Below are 15,661 nucleotides of genomic sequence, written 5' to 3' on the forward strand. Positions count from 1 at the left end.
AGGAACTTTTTCGGACGCGGGTCCGTTGATTTACGTCCTTCCAGTACGCGGCTTTTGCCGCACCAACCCTACCGCGGACCGCTAACGTGGACACGAACTCTCCAGACGTCGCACCGGTCGACGAAAGACCTCAAACAAAACGTCGCCCCGATGCACGACCGAAGCGCGCCTCGTCGCGCCCACAACCGAAACAGGACCTCGATGCTTCCGCCGGGAACAAAGAGGGCCTGTTCGGCTCGCTCAGGCGGCACCCCTACGTCACCGCGGCGGTCATCCTTGTTCTGCTGCTGGCATCGGCCGCAACGATAATCTGGTGGCTCCAGGCGCGGCAGTATGAGTGGACCGACGACGCTTTCATCGACGCCCGTACCGTAACCGTGGGCGCCGAAATCGCCGGCCGCATCACCGATGTGGCGGTAACCGACAACCAGAGCGTAAAGGCCGGCGACGTCCTGCTGCGCATCGATGACAGGGATTATCAGGCATCCCTCAAGCAGGCTCAGGCGCAGGTGGCGCAGGCCGACGCCGAAACCGCTGACATCGCAGCCCAGATCGAAGCGCAGCAGGCCAAGGTGGACCAAGCCCAGAAGCAGGTGTCGCAAGGCCGGGCAGCGCTTGATTTCGCGAAAGCCGAAAATCAGCGCAACAGCGAATTGCTTGCCAAGGGAACCGGAACGCTGCAGCAGGCGCAACAGGCTGCCTCGACGCTTCGCCAGACCCAGGCGACGCTCGACAGCTCGCAGGCGAACGTCGTGGCGGCCCAGAGACAAGTCGCCGTCCTCGAGGCCCAGCGCAAAAGCGTGGCGGCAAAACTCGACCAGGTCCATGCCAGCGAAGAGCAGGCCCGCACCGCGCTTTCCCGCACCTCGATCACCGCTCCGGTGGCCGGACGGGCGACGAACATATCCGCCGCCGTGGGCGCATATGCCCAACCGGGGCAAGTGCTGATGATGTTCGTGCCCGAGGACGTGTGGGTGAAGGCCAACTTCAAGGAAACACAACTCGACCTTATGCGGCCTGGCCAGCCCGTCGAGATCGATATCGACGCCTACCCGGAGCAGACCTTCAGGGGCCACGTCGACAGCATCCAGGCCGGCAGCGGAACCGCTTTCAGCCTGCTGCCCGCAGAGAACGCGACCGGCAATTTCGTCAAGGTGGTGCAGCGCGTGCCCGTGAAGATCGTCTTCGACAAGAAGACCGGCCTGCTGCTCGGGCCCGGCATGTCCGTCGTGCCGACGGTCAAGGTGCGATGACCGGCCAGGCGACCGCGCAAGCCGGCGAAAGCCGGTCCGCCGCGGGCGGGCGCAATCCCTGGCTTATCGCCATCGTCGTCTCCATCGCCACCTTCATGCTGGTGCTCGATACGTCCATTGCCAATGTGGCGCTGCGCAACATAGCCGGCAGCCTCGCGGCCGGAATGGACGAAAGCACCTGGATCATCACCACCTATCTGGTCGCCAATTCCGTCATCATCCCGATCAGCGGCTGGCTCGCCGGCGTGATCGGCCGCAAACGCTACTACATGATCTGCGTCGCTACCTTCACGCTCGCGTCGCTGCTCTGCGGCCTCGCGCCGAACCTGGAAATGCTGATCCTGTTTCGCATCCTTCAGGGACTGGGCGGCGGTGGGATGGCACCCAGCGAGCAGTCGATCCTCGCCGATACTTTCCCGCCCGAAAAACGCTCGCAGGCCTTCGCGCTCTACGGCATCGCCGTCATCGTTGCACCGACGGTCGGGCCGACCATCGGCGGCTGGCTGACCGACCATTTCTCCTGGCACTGGATCTTCTTCATCAACGTGCCCTTCGGCATCATGTCGTTGGCCCTTGTGCAATGGCTGCTGGTCGAACCAGACGTGCTGGAGCGCGAGCGCCAGGAGAGGCTGAAGGATGGCCTCAAGATCGACTGGGTCGGCTTCATCTTCGTCGTGCTGGCGCTCGGATCCCTTGAGATCTTCCTTGACGAGGGCCAGCGCAACGACTGGTTTGCCTCGGGCTTCATCACGACGTTCGCCGTGATCTCGGCCGTCTCGTTCCTTTTCCTGATCCCCTGGGAGTTTCGCCATCGCGATCCGATCGTCGACATGCGGCTGGTTTTCACCCGCCAGTTCGGCACATCCTTCCTGGTGATGATGGCGGTCGGCGCGGTGCTGTTCAGCACCACGCAGATATTGCCGCAGCTCCAGCAGACCACCTTCGACTACACCGCGACGCTTTCGGGGCTTTCGATGATGCCCGGCGGCATCGCCATGCTGATGCTGATGCCGATTTCCGGCTTCGCCTCCGGCTTCGTGCAGCCGAAATACCTGATCATGATCGGCATGTCGGCGGTTGCCGTGGGATTGTGGCACCTGACCTCACTGTCGCCGGATGCCGGTTTCAGCTATTTCACCTATGCCCGCATCTTCATCACGGTAGGGCTTCCCTTCCTGTTCATCCCCATTTCGACGGCCGCCTATGTCGGCCTGCCGCCGCAAAAGACCAACCAGGCCTCGGCGCTGATCAATGTCGCCCGCAACATCGGCGGCAGCGTCGGCGTATCGCTCTCCAACACCGTCGTGGCGCAGAACGCGCAACTGCATCAGACCCATCTGATCGGCAACACGGCGCAGTCCTCGCCTGTCTATCAGCAGATGCTTCGGCGCATGACCGACTATTTCGTCGCTCAGGGCTCGCCCGCGGTCGAGGCGAAAGTCCAGGCGGTCGGCTGGATTGGCCAGACGATAGGCCGGCAGGCGACGCTTCTGGCTTACGTGGACTTGTTTCGCTACTCCGCGATCGCGACCGCCCTGCTCGTGCCGCTCGCACTTTTGCTGCGCTCTCCCAAGTCGAGTTCCTCCGCGAAATAGCTTCTGCCGAGGCAGGCGCTCCCTCGAGCAGGGCAGTTTCATGGAACCGGGGGGCGCTTGTCTGGTTACGTCCCATGACACGGAAAAAAGGAGACAGACCGATGGCCAAGGAAAAGATCCGGCCACAAGACGAAGATCGCGAAGCCGTGCATCTGGCCGAAACGACCGACGTCTCGCCCAAGCAGGCGAAAGATCTCATCCGCAAGCACGACAACGACAGGAAAGAGGTGAAAAAGGAAGCCAAGAACTTTAAGGCTGAGGGCTAGGCGTTCGGAGCGATATTGGCCGGTCGCTTCGACGCCGCGCGCCTGCCGCAATATGGAACCGGGGCGCGAACGGTTCGTTCGAATAAGTGGGCCGGCCTGAAAATTCACCGCCAAGGTTTCTGCGCCTTGGCTACAGGACAACGGCAATGAAATCGAAACTGGTTTCGAAAGTCGCGGGACAGAGGACCTTCGTGTTGGTGCTCGAGCCTGGCGAAGAGGCGATTGGCGCGCTCACTGCCTTTGCCAGCGAAGAACAGATCGACGGCGCATCGCTGACCGCGCTTGGCGCGTTCGAGCGAGCAGCGGTCGGTTGGTTCGATTTCGAGGCAAAGGACTATCGCAAGATACCGGTCAACGAGCAGTGCGAGGTTCTCAGCGCGATCGGCGACATTGCCTTGGGCGATGACGGCAAGCCCAGCCTCCACTTGCATGCCGTGCTCGGACTGAGCGACGGAGCGACGCGGGGCGGACATCTGATGGGCGGCGTGGTGCGACCGACGCTGGAGGTCACACTGGTCGAGTCCCCCGCTCATCTGCGCCGCAGGAAACACGCCGATCTCGGCATCGCCTTGATCGACCTGAGCGCCTGACCTGGACATTGCTTCGAGATCAGGTCCAGTTGGAAAGAACCGTCTCCATCTCGACCGTTTCGACCTGCTGCGCGAACCGCTGATGATAGACGGTCATCAGCGCGTCGTGTGTTGCATCCGAAGAGCTGCACAGGGCATCCGTCACCAGAACGACGCGGTAGCCGATATCGATCGCGCCAAGCACTGTCGCCAGAACGCAGACGTCGGTCTCGCCGCCGGTGATGACGAGAGTGTCGATCCGGCGGGATGAAAGCAGCGTGTGCAGATGCCCTTCGGGCCACGGTGAGTAGATGTGCTTGTCGACAACGATCGCCGGCGGGCAGCATGCCGCCAGCGGCGGCAGGAGTTCGATCATCTCCTCGCCGATCCTGTCGATGGTCATCGATGCCCAGCGTTCATAGTACCGCTTCCAGGTGCCGGCGCCCTGCCCCGGGCTTCGCGCCGGAAGGAAGCGAGTGAAGATCGTGTGTGAAGGATATCTTTCGGCAAGGCTGACGATCCGGGGAAGGACACGGGTGATCCAGGGTGTCGCCCACTCCGACGGCTCGGCGAACAGCCGCTGCATGTCGACACACAGATGGGCGCAATGATCGCCCAGAGGTCCATATGCCAGACCCGGAACCGACATCAGCAGCAACCCGCTTTGTCGTCTTCGGCGTCGAGCCGGCACAAGGCGGCCAGGGACGGATACCTGAACGTACATGCCAGCCGGATAGGGGTTCCGTTCAAGTCGACATCCTTGCGCTAGTCCCCAGTTTCTCGAGTGCCGACCAAACGCGAGGCAGCGAAACTCGTTCCCCTCGGGCTTTCGGAAACCACATCATCGGTGGAACGTTGACCAGCATCGAGGTTCGAGAGATCGGCCAATGGTCGCGCAGCAAGAAATGAGAGAACGAACCGGGGGATGCCTGTGCGGCAATGTCCGCTATCGCACCATCTCCAGGCCGCGCGCTCACTATTGCCACTGCGACATGTGCCGACGCTCGACCGGCAGTGCGTTTGCAGTCCTGGCGTGGGTACCATCGGCCAGCTTGCAATGGCTTTCCAACAAGCCTTTCTGCCGCAGGTCATCACCCATTGCACAAAGAAGCTTCTGCCGCGACTGCGGATCGCCCATCGCGTTGGCCTACGATGCATCGCCGGATGAGATCGCCCTGCATGTCGGCACCTTCGACGATCCCGCCGATCTCGAGCCACGCTACAACTACGGATCCGCGCAACGGCTCGGATGGACATGCTGCGGTGTGGACCTGCCGCACCACGACGCCGAAGAGCGGTGGTAGAGGCCGTGGCCGCTGCTTTTCCGCTGCCTTTGGATACCCCCCCATGGAGGCCAAGGCGGCCGACGCACTGCCGGGCGACGACGGTCTCTGGCAGTATGAGCCTAAGTGGGACGGATTCCGCTGCCTGGCCTTCAAAGGCGCCGCAAGCGTCGATCTCAGGGCCAAGTCCGGCAAGCCGCTCGGCCGGTATTTTCCGGAAATAACGACAATGCTGCGCGATCTCGATATCCAGTCTTTCGTCGTCGACGGCGAGATAGTCATCGAAGTGAATGGCGATCCCTCCTTCGAGGCCTTGCAGATGCGGCTTCACCCTGCTGAAAGCAGGATTCGCATGCTGAGCGCGCAAACCCCGGCCCGTCTCGTCCTGTTCGACATTCTCGCCGATCCGGACGGCGGGATCATGCTCGACAAGAGCTTGACGGAACGACGGGCCGCGATCGAGCGCTTCGTCACGACGTCGGGCGTTTCCTCGTTGCGGTTGTCGCCGCGCACCACCGACGTGACCACCGCCAGGCGCTGGCTGGGCGAGGCCGGCCACGGCTCCACCGATGGAGTTGTCGCCAAACTGCTGACGGACCCTTATCGGCCGGGCGAGCGCACCATGATCAAGGTGAAGCGGCTGCGCACCGCGGACTGTGTCGTCGGCGGGTTCCGCTACCTGACGGGCAGCAGCCAGGTCGGATCCCTGCTGCTCGGACTCTATGACGACCACGGCAAGCTCGACCATGTCGGGTTTACGTCGACGATCGGCAAGGACGACAGGGCAGAAATTACCGCGAAGCTCGAGAACCTGAGAGGCGGACCCGGCTTTACCGGCAAGGCTCCCGGCGGACCGAGCCGCTGGAGCACCGAACGCAGCGGGGAGTGGGAGCCCGTGCGGCCGGAGCTGGTGGTCGAAGTCCGTTTCGATCATGTCACCGGCAATCGGTTTCGCCATGGAACGAAACTGCTGCGATGGCGGCCGGACAAGGCGCCGCGGCAATGCCGCTTTGAACAGATCCAATGAAGAAAGGGCTGGCAATGAGCATGCTCTACCGGGCGGCCAAGATTGCCGAGGACGCGCATCGATCGCAGACCGACAAGACCGGGCAACCCTATATCGAACACTGCAGGCGCGTGGTCGACACGGTCGAAACCCTTGACCAGAAGATCGTGGCTTATCTGCATGACGTCCTCGAAAAAGGGGAAGGCTGGACAAGGACAAGGCTGAAATCGGCGGGGTTTGGCCCCTCGATTGTCGCCGCGGTCGATGCACTGACGAAGAGGCCTGGCGAGAATGAAATCGCTTTCGTGCGCCGGGCTGCGTCAAATCCCCTGGCGCGGCCGGTCAAGCGTGCCGATCTGGCCGACAACCTGTGGCAAGCGCGGCGGGCCGGGATTCCCATCGCGAAATTTGAAGAGGGCCTGCGCATTCTCGACGAAGACCGCGCAGCGTGAAGGCGACCTGGGCCGCGGTGTCATCGCACGACAATCCAATGGAATCGGTTCCCTTGGATAAATCCTGCCGCTGCCCTGCTATTCCACTATGTGAGGCGTGTGGCGCTCGTCTTCAGCGGGATCGGCGTCTATGCGAGCCTTGCCGGGATCGAAGGCGGCATGGCGAGCAAGCATCCGGACAGCCGCCTCGGGCTCTTCATACGCCCACATGAAATCATCCGCCGATCCGCCAACGGCATGCACGCGCCAGTAGCTCGCAGTGCCTTTTGGCGATATCGAGGTGGTATCGGTTTTCTCGAGCAGGTCGAAATAGATGTCCTGGAACGGGATGTAGAACACAGGATCCCTCCCCGTTTCCTGGACCTGCAGCGCATGTTCGGTGGAGGCGATGATGGCGTCGGAGAATCTGACAGTCACCGTTCCATGGAAAGGCTGAATATGGAGATTGTTTCCCGACGGTGATCGGGGCTCGGCTGAAGGGTTCATTTGAGTGTCTCTGAGATTTCCAATCGGTAAAGTTCAAGGGCCGGTCTCAAAGGCAAAACGAGGTAATGCGGGATTGGTTGCGCGAATGCGGCGGCTACCCCGCGATGCTGCATCCCAGGCCCAAGGCGGAACACCAACCGATCCCGCTGAGAGGAACAATGGGCCGGGTCGGCGGTTATCCGTTAGCCTTTCCGATTCCACGACCCATCGGGATAGCCGAGTTCTGGCGGCGGAAAGCGACGCAACTGGCGACAAAGGGGCCACATGAGGCACCCGTTCATATCGGAGACATGAGATGGAACCGCGCAAGAAGCAACGATCCGAACAACGGGACGAAACTGAAGCCCCGGCAATCCAGCAGGCGGACTGGGATGCAATCAAGGGCGGCAGGGTTCTTCCAGACAAGGTGTCCGACAATGTCGACGCCGTCGTCGACGTCGAGAAGGAAGGCGACCTGCCGGAGGAGGACGATGACAACGCCTACCAGAACAGCGACGAGGCATTGCCCGATGACGAAGAGGAAGGTGCCATATCGCGCGATCTGGCCAGGCGAGCCGGGCCTTTTGACGAGCCCTGACCCCAAGGGCGCCGACACTGATCTTGTTGGCGCTCGGCAACCATCGAGTGGCCGAGGGCGTCAGGGCAACGGGCACTCTGTGCCGCCACGAAAATCTCTTCACTTTCCGACGCCGCGATACTGCCTTTCCTTCAGCACGCTGGCCAGATGGGCCGCATTCGAAGCCGTCATTTCGATCATCTCGACCACGGCTTCCGGCGTTCCGGGCAGGTCGACATAGTTGACGTCGCCCATAGCCTGCCCAACCCAATACACGCCGCCATTGGCAGGAATCGTGAAGCCGACGTCGTTTAGCGCCTGAAAGCACGCCGCGTGACAGGCGTGAGCGCCGTCTTCATTGCCGACGATCGCCACGATCGCGACCTTGCCGGCGGCCGGCATCCGGCCTTGTTTGTCGGTCTCCGATAGAAACGCATCCATGCGCTCCAGGATGCGCTTGGCGACACTCGACGGCTGGCCGAGCCAGATGGGCAGGCCCAGTACGAAGATGTCGGCGTCGAGGATCTTCCTGCGGAGCTGCGGCCAACCGTCTCCCTCGCCCATGTCCGACAGCACGCCGGGTTTGACGTCATGGTCGAGGGCGCGAACAATCTCGCCGCGGACCCCATGCGGCACCATTGCCGCCAGCAGATCCGCCAGCAGGCGGTCCGTGGACGATTTCTCGGCGTCGTCGGAGGCCTTCAAGGTGCAATTGAGCGCAAAGGCGGTGAGCGGCATGGAAAGATCTCCCGAGTGCGTTCTGTGCCAAACGCACCGGGACGTCGTGGGTTGCCTGAACCCGACAAGAAGCTTCACCTTCCACCTAGGGAACCATCGAACGCTCCGCGGTGTTGGAGAACGAGCCCATTGCGTGAGTCGTCCCCGCTATGACCATGCCGCTTCATCCAACCTTGACCGACCTAGCCCTGCGCCTGGCTCTTGCTTTTGTTGCCGGCGTGATCATCGGAATGAACAGGGAAGCCCGCGGCCATACCGCCGGGCTCAGAACAACCATCCTGGTCGGCCTGGCGGCCGCGATCGCGATGATGCAGGCCAATATCCTGCTCGAGGTGGGTGGCAAGGATGCGGATTCGTTCAGTGTGATGGACGTGCTGCGTTTTCCGCTGGGCGTGCTGACGGGCGTCGGCTTCATTGGCGGCGGAGCCATTCTCCGCCGCGGCGATTTCGTGACGGGTGTCACCACGGCCGCCACCTTGTGGGTCATGACCGCAATCGGCCTCGCCTTCGGCGGCGGACAACTGGCACTTGGCACAGCGGGGACGGTTTTAACGTTGATAACGCTTCAGGTGCTGAAGCAGGTCGATCTGTGGATCCCACGAACCCATCATGCGATCCTGGCGATCTCGTCGGCGAACGGCGTTCCGCCTGACCTCGACGCACTGGTTCAACCGCTGGGCTATCGCTGGCGCTTTCTCGGAATGCAGCACGACGTCGAGCGCGGCCGGTTCGTATTCTCCTTCGAGCTGAGCTGGAAACAGCCCGACGCGGCCAAACCCTCCGTCGAGATACTGGCGCGGATCAGTCCGCGCTACGACATCGAACGATTTGACGCGATCAGCGATAAAGGCCCTCGGCCATAGACAGGGCAGTGGGAGCGACTGCGTCCTCGTCCCTGGCCCCGGATTCGACCGGAGCCGGAACAAATCCGGACTTCGCGCTTTGAACACGCAACGCTGTTCGAGGCGATGGCTTGCAGTCTCTGTCGCGCGTCATCCCGATCGACCCTCCTCGAACAAGGAAGGAAGATATCATGAACAAGGCAATCATCATCCTGGCGGCACTCACTCTGGCTTTGCCTGCCCATGCTCAGTCCCAAAACGCACCCCTTCCCCCGGACGCACCGGCACCGGAAGCCGTGCCAGGTCAGACCGGCCCCGACCAGGGCATCACCGGACAGACATTCACCAACATAGCCATCGTCGCATTGGCGGACTTGCCACCCGACCTCAAGGCCAAGGTCGAGACCGTGGTTGCCCAGACCAGCCAGGAAGACCTTCACGTCCTGCAGCGTTCGGTCAGCGCATCGCCGGAAGCTTCCTCGGTCCTGGCCGCGAATGGACTTGATGCCTCCGAAGTGGTGGCGGCCAACATTGACGGCGACGGCACGCTGACGCTGATCATCCAGACCACGACCTGACGGCGTGGGACAGAACCCGGTGCTTCGGCGGATGTCCCATTCCCGGTGCCAGGCGGCAACGGTCGAAGGAGGGCGTCATGGCTGACGCGACGGTCCGCAATTTCACGATAAACTTCGGGCCGCAGCACCCTGCGGCGCATGGCGTCCTGCGGCTGGTGCTCGAACTCGACGGCGAAGTCGTCGAACGCGTCGATCCGCATATCGGGCTGCTGCATCGGGGCACGGAGAAGTTGATCGAGTACAAGAACTACCTACAGGCCCTGCCCTATTTCGACAGGCTTGACTATGTGGCGCCGATGAATCAGGAGCACGCCTTCTGCCTGGCGGCGGAGAAGCTGCTCGGGATCTCGGCTCCACAGCGCGGCCAGCTCATTCGCGTGCTGTATTGCGAGATCGGCCGGCTGCTGTCCCATCTGCTCAATGTCACCACGCAGGCGATGGATATCGGCGCCCTCACGCCGCCGCTCTGGGGTTTCGCCGAACGCGAGAAACTGATGGTGTTTTATGAACGGGCATCGGGCGCCCGCATGCATGCCAACTATTTCAGGATCGGCGGCGTACATCAGGATCTTCCCCCGGACCTGTTGGACGATATGTGGGATTTCTGCGATCCGTTCCTCAAGGTCTGCGACAATCTCGAAGAACTGCTCACCGAAAACCGCATATTCAAGCAGCGCAATGTCGACGTCGGCGTCATCGGTCTCGACGATGCCTGGGCTTGGGGATTTTCGGGCGTAATGGTGCGTGGGTCGGGCGCGGCATGGGATTTGCGCAAGGCGCAGCCTTACGAATGCTACCCGCAGATGGATTTCGATATTCCCATCGGCAAGAACGGCGACTGCTATGACCGCTACCTCGTACGAATGGAGGAGATGCGCCAGTCGGTCCGGATCATGAGGCAATGTCTTGACAAGCTACGGTCGCCGCAAGGCCAAGGACCGGTCGCAATTCCCAACCGGAAGATCACGCCGCCACGCCGCGCGGAGATGAAACGCTCCATGGAAGCGACCATTCACCATTTCAAGCTTTACACGGAAGGCCATCACGTGCCCGAGGGCGAGGTCTATGCCGCCGTCGAGGCGCCGAAAGGCGAGTTCGGCGTCTATCTGGTTTCGGATGGGGGCAATGTTCCTTACCGGTGCAAGATTCGCGCGCCGTCCTTCGCACATCTGCAGGCGATGGACTATCTGTCCCGGGGGCACATGATCGCCGACGTCTCGGCGATCATCGGCTCCCTCGACATCGTCTTTGGAGAGATCGATCGCTGAACCGCCGTCGCCGCCCGCGGGACGCGGGCAGCGCTTTCGCCATGTCATCGATGGTCAGTGTGCCGTCTGCGAATGCGCGCCGCCTGCCTGTGAGATGCCGTTCAGCGCTTCGCCGGCTCGTGCTGCCTCGCCGTTTTTCGTGAGATCGCCAAGCGAGATGATGCCAACCAGCCGTTTTTCACGGCTGATCACCGGCAGCCGCCTAACCTGAAGGTCCCCCATCTGCTGGAGCACGTCCTCGATCTCCTCGTCGTCGTAACAGTACCTGATCTCGGCACTCATCACCTCGCGTATCCGGGCCCCTACCCTGGGCGACGCCACGGACGGCGATGTCGCGATCAGTGATCATTCCGACCAGCCGGTGGTCCTCGCCTACGGGCAGAGCGCCGGCATCGAGGCTGGCCATGGCGGCGGCGGCCTCCCGCAGGGTCTGGTCCGGACTGGCGACCTGAACGCCTTGCGTCATGCAGTTGCCAACTTTCATGATGTTCTCCTTTGGTTGAAGCGCCCCTTGCCGTTGCTGTGATGGAAACACGATGGAGGGACAATGGCGCCGGCCCAAGAGGTTCCATTGCCACGGGATCGGGATCTCATGCGTCGCACGTTCAGACGACGCGGCTCCCGGCATGCATCGGCGACTCTTCGTTCTCGTCGGGATTGGGCAGAGGCGCCTCGTCCGGGAGTTGTTCCGGATCAGGCTCCTCGATCGGTTCGGGCTTCCAGGTCGGCGCCGGCATCGGCACGTCGCGATTGGGATCTGGTTTTCCTGGGTTTGGCATCGGGATCACCTCCCTTCATTCGGGACGCAACTCCTGGCCGGCGTCATTTGTTCCATCGCCAATTCGCGGTCGCCTCCGGCCTTGCCGCCACGGATCGAGACGGCGCGCTGCCGATCGGATCCGCCGGTCGACTTCAGCCCCGTCTTTCGGAACCGGACGGTTTTCCAATCCGTTGTCTCGGCATCGATCGAGGAGAAAGACGATGGCTGGTGACGAGAGAATTTCCGGCAGCAACTTGCCCCAAGTCGCGGTCGACAGTGAACAGGTCCGGCAACTGGCGGCGACAGCCGATCTGCCGTCCAATCAGCCACGCGAGCTCGTGCGCCGTCACGGCAACGATCCGCACAAGCTCGAAGAACTGGCAAAATCGATCAAAGCGGTAAGCTGACCGTCGGGACGGCGTCCCGACTCCGTCAGATTTCAAGCAAGGCATAGGGTCGGCCGGTCGGTTTGGAAACGTGCATGGCGACGTTGTAGACCCTCGCCCCGCCGGGCGTGCGGCCCTCATAGCTTCCCCGATGCGCATGGCCGTGCACGACAGCACTGACCTGGAACCGGTCGATCGTTTCCGCCAGCCGCGACGAGCCCAGAAACGGAAATATCTCCAGGGGTTCGCCGGCGATGGTCTCGACGATCGGAGCGTAGTGCAAAATGACAAGCGTGCGTTTTGCGCGAACCTGGCGCATCGCGTTCTCAAGCCGCATGGCCTCGCTGACGCTCTCGGCGACCATCGACTTGATGGCCGGCTCGCCGAAGGAGCCGAGCATGCGTGAACCGAACCCCCCGACGAACCCTTTCACGCCGACAAAACCGACCTCCTCTATTTCGGTCGTCTGCCCGTCGAGGAGATGGACGCCCGCTTGACGCAGGATTTCCGCGACGTCCTCGACCGCACCGGATTCATAATCATGGTTGCCGAGCACGCCGACCACCGGGATAGAGCAGGCGCGCAGGTCTTCGGCGAGGATCTCGGCTTCGCGGGGCTTGCCCAGATTGGTCAGATCGCCTGGAAGAACGAGGATATCGGCCTCGCGCGACATTTCGCCGAAGAGATCGCGATACGATGTCTGGGCGTCCTCCTTCACATGCAGGTCGCCAACGGCCGCCACCTTGATCGTGGCGGTGCCCTCCATCGCCGGAGCGTCTTCGGTCCGTTCAGCCATCACGAAATTCTCCTGTACCGCCGACGCCGGCGAAGCCCCATTCCTTGACGTCGATTTCGTAGTCGGTCTGCGAAAGCAGGCGCCCGCGGCAGATCTTCATTCTGGGGGAAGGCAATTGGCGCTGCTTGGCAAGGCGGTCGAGCAGTTCGTCAAGCAGCCATGTGGGGATGCGGTCGCGCTCGCTCGGATAGATCCATCTGAAACTGAGAATCTGCATCAGCAGCACTTCCCAGTGGACTTCCAGGTAGGAGAGCAGCCTGTGCCAGTCGATCTGGTCCTGCGCCTTGAGGATCGTATGGGCGATGTCCGCCCCGTCATGACGCCCTCGGTCCTGGATGAAGCATTTGGACCATATGAGCTCGGTCGGGCCGACGATCCTCACTCGGCTTCCCAGCAGTTCGGTTTGGCGGGCATGCTCCATCCACTGGTCGCTCACGGGCATCGTTCCATTCGCCGAGGCGAATATGATGTCGAAGAAATGCGTGCCCTTGAAGACCTTCCCAAGCCACCGGTCGTCCTCGATCTCGACCGCGTAGCCGAGCTGCTTGAAATGGGCCAGGATGCGCGAGAAGTCGCCTGCCTTGCAGAAGATATCGAGATCCTTGGTCTGACGGATGACGCCGGTGTAGGCGCTTACCGCATAGGTTCCGGCGACAAGGAAAGGAATGTCGGTGGCGGCGAGTTCGCGAATGGCTTCGGTATAGAACACCTCCGCCTCGGCGTTCTTGAGCGTCGGGGCGGCCTTTGCGTCGATCGCGGGAAGGGATGCCGGAACAGTTCCCGGCAACGGATCGTTGATCATGGCACGCATGGCTCCCACACTTCGGCAACCGATTGATCGCCCGCGTTGTTAACAGCGGGAACCCTGCCTGGTTCCGCCATGGTCGCGTCGCGGTCTGAAGGAAATCGGGCGCGACGGGCAAAATTGCCCGCGGAGTCCTGGGTTTCAATATGATTGCATGGGCCGTTTCCCTGCATGGAACCATCGCCATTGGGCATCGTTAGCCCGAACAGCCGAAGCTGCCTTCGGGCGATCGGGGTGTCTGGTTTCAAGCGCAGACGATATCCAGGATGTATGTTCTTGCCCTAGCGACAGACTATGACGGCACGCTCGCCGAAGACGGGGTCGTCTCCGATGCGACCTATGCTGCGCTCGAACGGCTGAAGCAGACGGGCCGCAAGCTGATCATGGTGACCGGCCGCGAGCTTGCCGATCTCGAGCGGGTCTTTCCGGCACTCGACATCTTCGACAGGGTGGTCGCCGAAAACGGCGCGTTGATCTATACGCCCGCTTCGAAGAAGGAGCGGCTTTTGGCGCCGGCGCCCCCGGCTGAATTCGTCGACCGGCTGAAGCGTCGCGGGGTCGCGCCCCTGTCGGTCGGACGCTGCGTCGTGGCCACCTGGGAACCACAGGAAGCCGCCGTGCTGTCGGAGATCAAGGAGCTTGGACTTGAGCTCGAGATCATCTTCAACAAGGGCGCGGTGATGGTGCTGCCAAGCGGGGTCAACAAGGCCACCGGCCTTGCCTGCGCACTCGAGGAATTGGGGTTTTCCGCCCACAACGTCGTCGGTGTCGGCGATGCCGAGAACGACCATGCATTCCTGCGCGCCGTCGGCTTCGGCGTCGCCGTAGCCAACGCATTGCCGACCGTTAAGGAGACGGCGGATTTCGTCACAGCCAGCCCTCGAGGTGCCGGCGTGGTGGAACTGATCGAACAGCTCATATCGCGCGATGCCGGCTTCGTGGAGACGGCTCGCCAACATGTGGAAGTGGGAACCGACATATCGGGCGCGCAGGTGCACCTTTCACCGCATGGCGGCGGCGTGCTGCTGGCCGGCACATCCGGTATCGGCAAATCCACGCTTGCCACCGCGTTGACCGAGCGCTTTGTCGAGAAGGGTTTTCAGTTTTGCGTTCTCGACCCCGAAGGCGACTATCAGGAACTCGAGAATGTGGTGGTGGTTGGCGACGCCAAGACCCCGCCGATCTCGCGTGAGGTCTTCGATCTTCTGTCCAAGCCAACCAACAATGTCGCTGTCAACATGCTGGGGCTGAAGACCGCTGAACGGCCCGGCAATTTTGCCAAGCTGCTGCCGGACATGGCCAGCATTCGCGCGCGCACCGGCCGACCGCATTGGCTGATCATCGATGAGGCGCATCATCTCTTGCCCCAGGCCCGTGACGGCGCGTCTTTCGCGCTGCCCAAGAGCCTCCCCGCGACCATCCTGATCACCGTGCACCCCGATCTGGTTTCGCGCGACGTCCTGGCTGGCGTCGAAACCGTCCTGGCGCTTGGACCGGAAGCCGACAAGATCGTCGCAAGCTTCTGTGCCGCCACCGGCATCGACGTCCCCGACGGCGCCGTGCCGCCGCCAAAGGACGAAGTCCTGTTTTGGAAACGATCATCGGGCGAGCCGATCAGGACGGTCAAGGTCGAACGGCCCCGCCAGGTTCGCAAGCGGCACATGCGCAAATATGCCGAGGGCGACCTTGGCGACAACAGCTTCTATTTCCGGGGGCCGGACGGAGCGCTTAACCTGAAAGCGCAGAACCTGATGATGTTCCTTCACATCGCAGAAGGCATCGACGATCGCACCTGGGAACATCACCTGCGCGCCGGCGACTATTCGAAATGGTTCCGCAGCAAGATCAAGGACAAGAACCTCGCCGACGAGGTGGCGGACATAGAAACGGATACCGGCACGGACATGCAGGAGAGCCGCGCGGCCATCGCCGAGGCCATTGGCCGCCGTTACACTGCTCCCGCGGACTGACCTTGAGCCGGGGTAGGCACAAGCCCATCCCGATTCCTCGGGATGGACCTTT

General features: G+C 62.2%; 18 protein-coding genes and 2 pseudogenes. 13 read left to right on the forward strand and 7 right to left on the reverse strand.

All coding sequences use genetic code 11. The annotated features are described in order from the left end of the window. The first annotated feature begins 86 nt into the window (after nucleotides 1-86). The 4 genes from ACIU1A_RS22055 (at nucleotide 87) to ACIU1A_RS22070 (ending at nucleotide 3,704) form a co-directional block, all read left to right on the forward strand. The gene (locus ACIU1A_RS22055; RefSeq protein ID WP_404925283.1) at nucleotides 87-1,253 is read left to right on the forward strand and encodes an HlyD family secretion protein; all 1,167 of its coding nucleotides are present in this window, start codon (nucleotides 87-89) and stop codon (nucleotides 1,251-1,253) included. After that, nucleotides 1,250-2,848, forward strand: a complete 1,599-nt coding sequence (locus tag ACIU1A_RS22060; protein ID WP_140496139.1) for a DHA2 family efflux MFS transporter permease subunit — start codon at nucleotides 1,250-1,252, stop codon at nucleotides 2,846-2,848. The genes ACIU1A_RS22055 and ACIU1A_RS22060 overlap by 4 nt, the downstream gene beginning before the upstream one ends. Nucleotides 2,849-2,949: 101 nt before the next feature. After that, a complete protein-coding gene (locus ACIU1A_RS22065) occupies nucleotides 2,950-3,114 on the forward strand; it encodes a hypothetical protein (protein ID WP_181165226.1) in 165 nt (54 codons plus the stop codon). A 146-nt stretch (nucleotides 3,115-3,260) separates the two neighbouring features. Continuing rightward, on the forward strand, nucleotides 3,261-3,704 hold the full coding sequence (locus ACIU1A_RS22070) for a PPC domain-containing DNA-binding protein (RefSeq protein ID WP_404925284.1): 444 nt from the start codon (nucleotides 3,261-3,263) through the stop codon (nucleotides 3,702-3,704). A 19-nt stretch (nucleotides 3,705-3,723) separates the two neighbouring features. Here ACIU1A_RS22070 and ACIU1A_RS22075 read toward each other — a convergent pair whose 3' ends face one another. Then, nucleotides 3,724-4,332, reverse strand: a complete 609-nt coding sequence (locus tag ACIU1A_RS22075) for a cysteine hydrolase family protein (protein WP_404925285.1) — start codon at nucleotides 4,330-4,332, stop codon at nucleotides 3,724-3,726. Nucleotides 4,333-4,570: 238 nt separating this feature from the next. Here ACIU1A_RS22075 and ACIU1A_RS22080 point away from each other — a divergent pair, with 238 nt between their 5' ends. From ACIU1A_RS22080 to ACIU1A_RS22090, 3 genes and pseudogenes are all read left to right on the forward strand, one after another. Continuing rightward, entirely contained in the window at nucleotides 4,571-4,987 is a 417-nt protein-coding gene (locus ACIU1A_RS22080) for a GFA family protein (RefSeq protein ID WP_140584373.1), read from the forward strand. Continuing rightward, a pseudogene (locus tag ACIU1A_RS22085) lies at nucleotides 4,939-5,993 on the forward strand (ATP-dependent DNA ligase). Before ACIU1A_RS22080 ends, ACIU1A_RS22085 begins: the two are co-directional and overlap by 49 nt. Before the next feature lie 14 nt (nucleotides 5,994-6,007). Beyond that, nucleotides 6,008-6,424 (forward strand): HD domain-containing protein, encoded by a 417-nt coding sequence (locus ACIU1A_RS22090; RefSeq protein WP_140816678.1) that lies wholly within the window; start codon nucleotides 6,008-6,010, stop codon nucleotides 6,422-6,424. A 78-nt stretch (nucleotides 6,425-6,502) separates the two neighbouring features. Here ACIU1A_RS22090 and ACIU1A_RS22095 read toward each other — a convergent pair whose 3' ends face one another. Then, the gene (locus ACIU1A_RS22095) at nucleotides 6,503-6,841 is read right to left on the reverse strand and encodes a DUF427 domain-containing protein (RefSeq protein WP_404925286.1); all 339 of its coding nucleotides are present in this window, start codon (nucleotides 6,839-6,841) and stop codon (nucleotides 6,503-6,505) included. Between the two features lie 364 nt (nucleotides 6,842-7,205). Here ACIU1A_RS22095 and ACIU1A_RS22100 point away from each other — a divergent pair, with 364 nt between their 5' ends. Continuing rightward, complete coding sequence (locus ACIU1A_RS22100; protein WP_140496145.1) at nucleotides 7,206-7,487, forward strand: hypothetical protein; 282 nt, start codon at nucleotides 7,206-7,208, stop codon at nucleotides 7,485-7,487. Between the two features lie 99 nt (nucleotides 7,488-7,586). On the opposite strand, the gene ACIU1A_RS22105 is transcribed toward ACIU1A_RS22100, so the two are convergent. Then, nucleotides 7,587-8,204 (reverse strand): flavodoxin family protein, encoded by a 618-nt coding sequence (locus ACIU1A_RS22105; RefSeq protein ID WP_140522254.1) that lies wholly within the window; start codon nucleotides 8,202-8,204, stop codon nucleotides 7,587-7,589. 149 nt (nucleotides 8,205-8,353) lie between these two features. On the opposite strand from ACIU1A_RS22105, the gene ACIU1A_RS22110 reads away from it, so the two are divergent. The 3 genes from ACIU1A_RS22110 (at nucleotide 8,354) to ACIU1A_RS22120 (ending at nucleotide 10,892) form a co-directional block, all read left to right on the forward strand. Further along, nucleotides 8,354-9,067 carry an MgtC/SapB family protein gene (locus tag ACIU1A_RS22110; protein ID WP_404925287.1) on the forward strand — a complete coding sequence of 238 codons (714 nt, stop codon included), beginning with the start codon at nucleotides 8,354-8,356 and terminating at the stop codon, nucleotides 9,065-9,067. A gap of 170 nt (nucleotides 9,068-9,237) precedes the next feature. Beyond that, entirely contained in the window at nucleotides 9,238-9,624 is a 387-nt protein-coding gene (locus tag ACIU1A_RS22115) for a hypothetical protein (RefSeq protein ID WP_140513581.1), read from the forward strand. 77 nt (nucleotides 9,625-9,701) lie between these two features. After that, nucleotides 9,702-10,892: an NADH-quinone oxidoreductase subunit D gene (locus ACIU1A_RS22120; RefSeq protein ID WP_140560363.1), complete on the forward strand. Its 1,191-nt coding sequence runs from the start codon at nucleotides 9,702-9,704 to the stop codon at nucleotides 10,890-10,892. A gap of 54 nt (nucleotides 10,893-10,946) precedes the next feature. Here the strand turns inward: ACIU1A_RS22120 and ACIU1A_RS22125 are convergent. Next, nucleotides 10,947-11,376 (reverse strand): annotated as a pseudogene (locus ACIU1A_RS22125) (CBS domain-containing protein). A gap of 121 nt (nucleotides 11,377-11,497) precedes the next feature. Beyond that, nucleotides 11,498-11,671: a hypothetical protein gene (locus ACIU1A_RS22130; RefSeq protein ID WP_140522262.1), complete on the reverse strand. Its 174-nt coding sequence runs from the start codon at nucleotides 11,669-11,671 to the stop codon at nucleotides 11,498-11,500. Between the two features lie 202 nt (nucleotides 11,672-11,873). Between ACIU1A_RS22130 and ACIU1A_RS22135 the strand changes: the two genes are divergently transcribed. Beyond that, nucleotides 11,874-12,059, forward strand: a complete 186-nt coding sequence (locus ACIU1A_RS22135; RefSeq protein WP_404925288.1) for a hypothetical protein — start codon at nucleotides 11,874-11,876, stop codon at nucleotides 12,057-12,059. Between the two features lie 25 nt (nucleotides 12,060-12,084). Here ACIU1A_RS22135 and ACIU1A_RS22140 read toward each other — a convergent pair whose 3' ends face one another. Together ACIU1A_RS22140 and ACIU1A_RS22145 are read right to left on the reverse strand one after the other, a co-directional pair. Continuing rightward, the gene (locus ACIU1A_RS22140) at nucleotides 12,085-12,834 is read right to left on the reverse strand and encodes a metallophosphoesterase (protein ID WP_140496152.1); all 750 of its coding nucleotides are present in this window, start codon (nucleotides 12,832-12,834) and stop codon (nucleotides 12,085-12,087) included. Then, entirely contained in the window at nucleotides 12,827-13,636 is an 810-nt protein-coding gene (locus ACIU1A_RS22145) for a nucleotidyltransferase family protein (protein ID WP_140496153.1), read from the reverse strand. The genes ACIU1A_RS22140 and ACIU1A_RS22145 overlap by 8 nt, the downstream gene beginning before the upstream one ends. Nucleotides 13,637-13,905: 269 nt before the next feature. Between ACIU1A_RS22145 and ACIU1A_RS22150 the strand changes: the two genes are divergently transcribed. Further along, nucleotides 13,906-15,609 (forward strand): HAD family hydrolase, encoded by a 1,704-nt coding sequence (locus ACIU1A_RS22150; RefSeq protein ID WP_140761481.1) that lies wholly within the window; start codon nucleotides 13,906-13,908, stop codon nucleotides 15,607-15,609. The last annotated feature ends 52 nt before the right edge of the window (nucleotides 15,610-15,661 follow it).

The sequence above is a fragment of the Mesorhizobium maamorense genome (genome assembly GCF_044998965.1).
Taxonomy (GTDB): domain Bacteria; phylum Pseudomonadota; class Alphaproteobacteria; order Rhizobiales; family Rhizobiaceae; genus Mesorhizobium.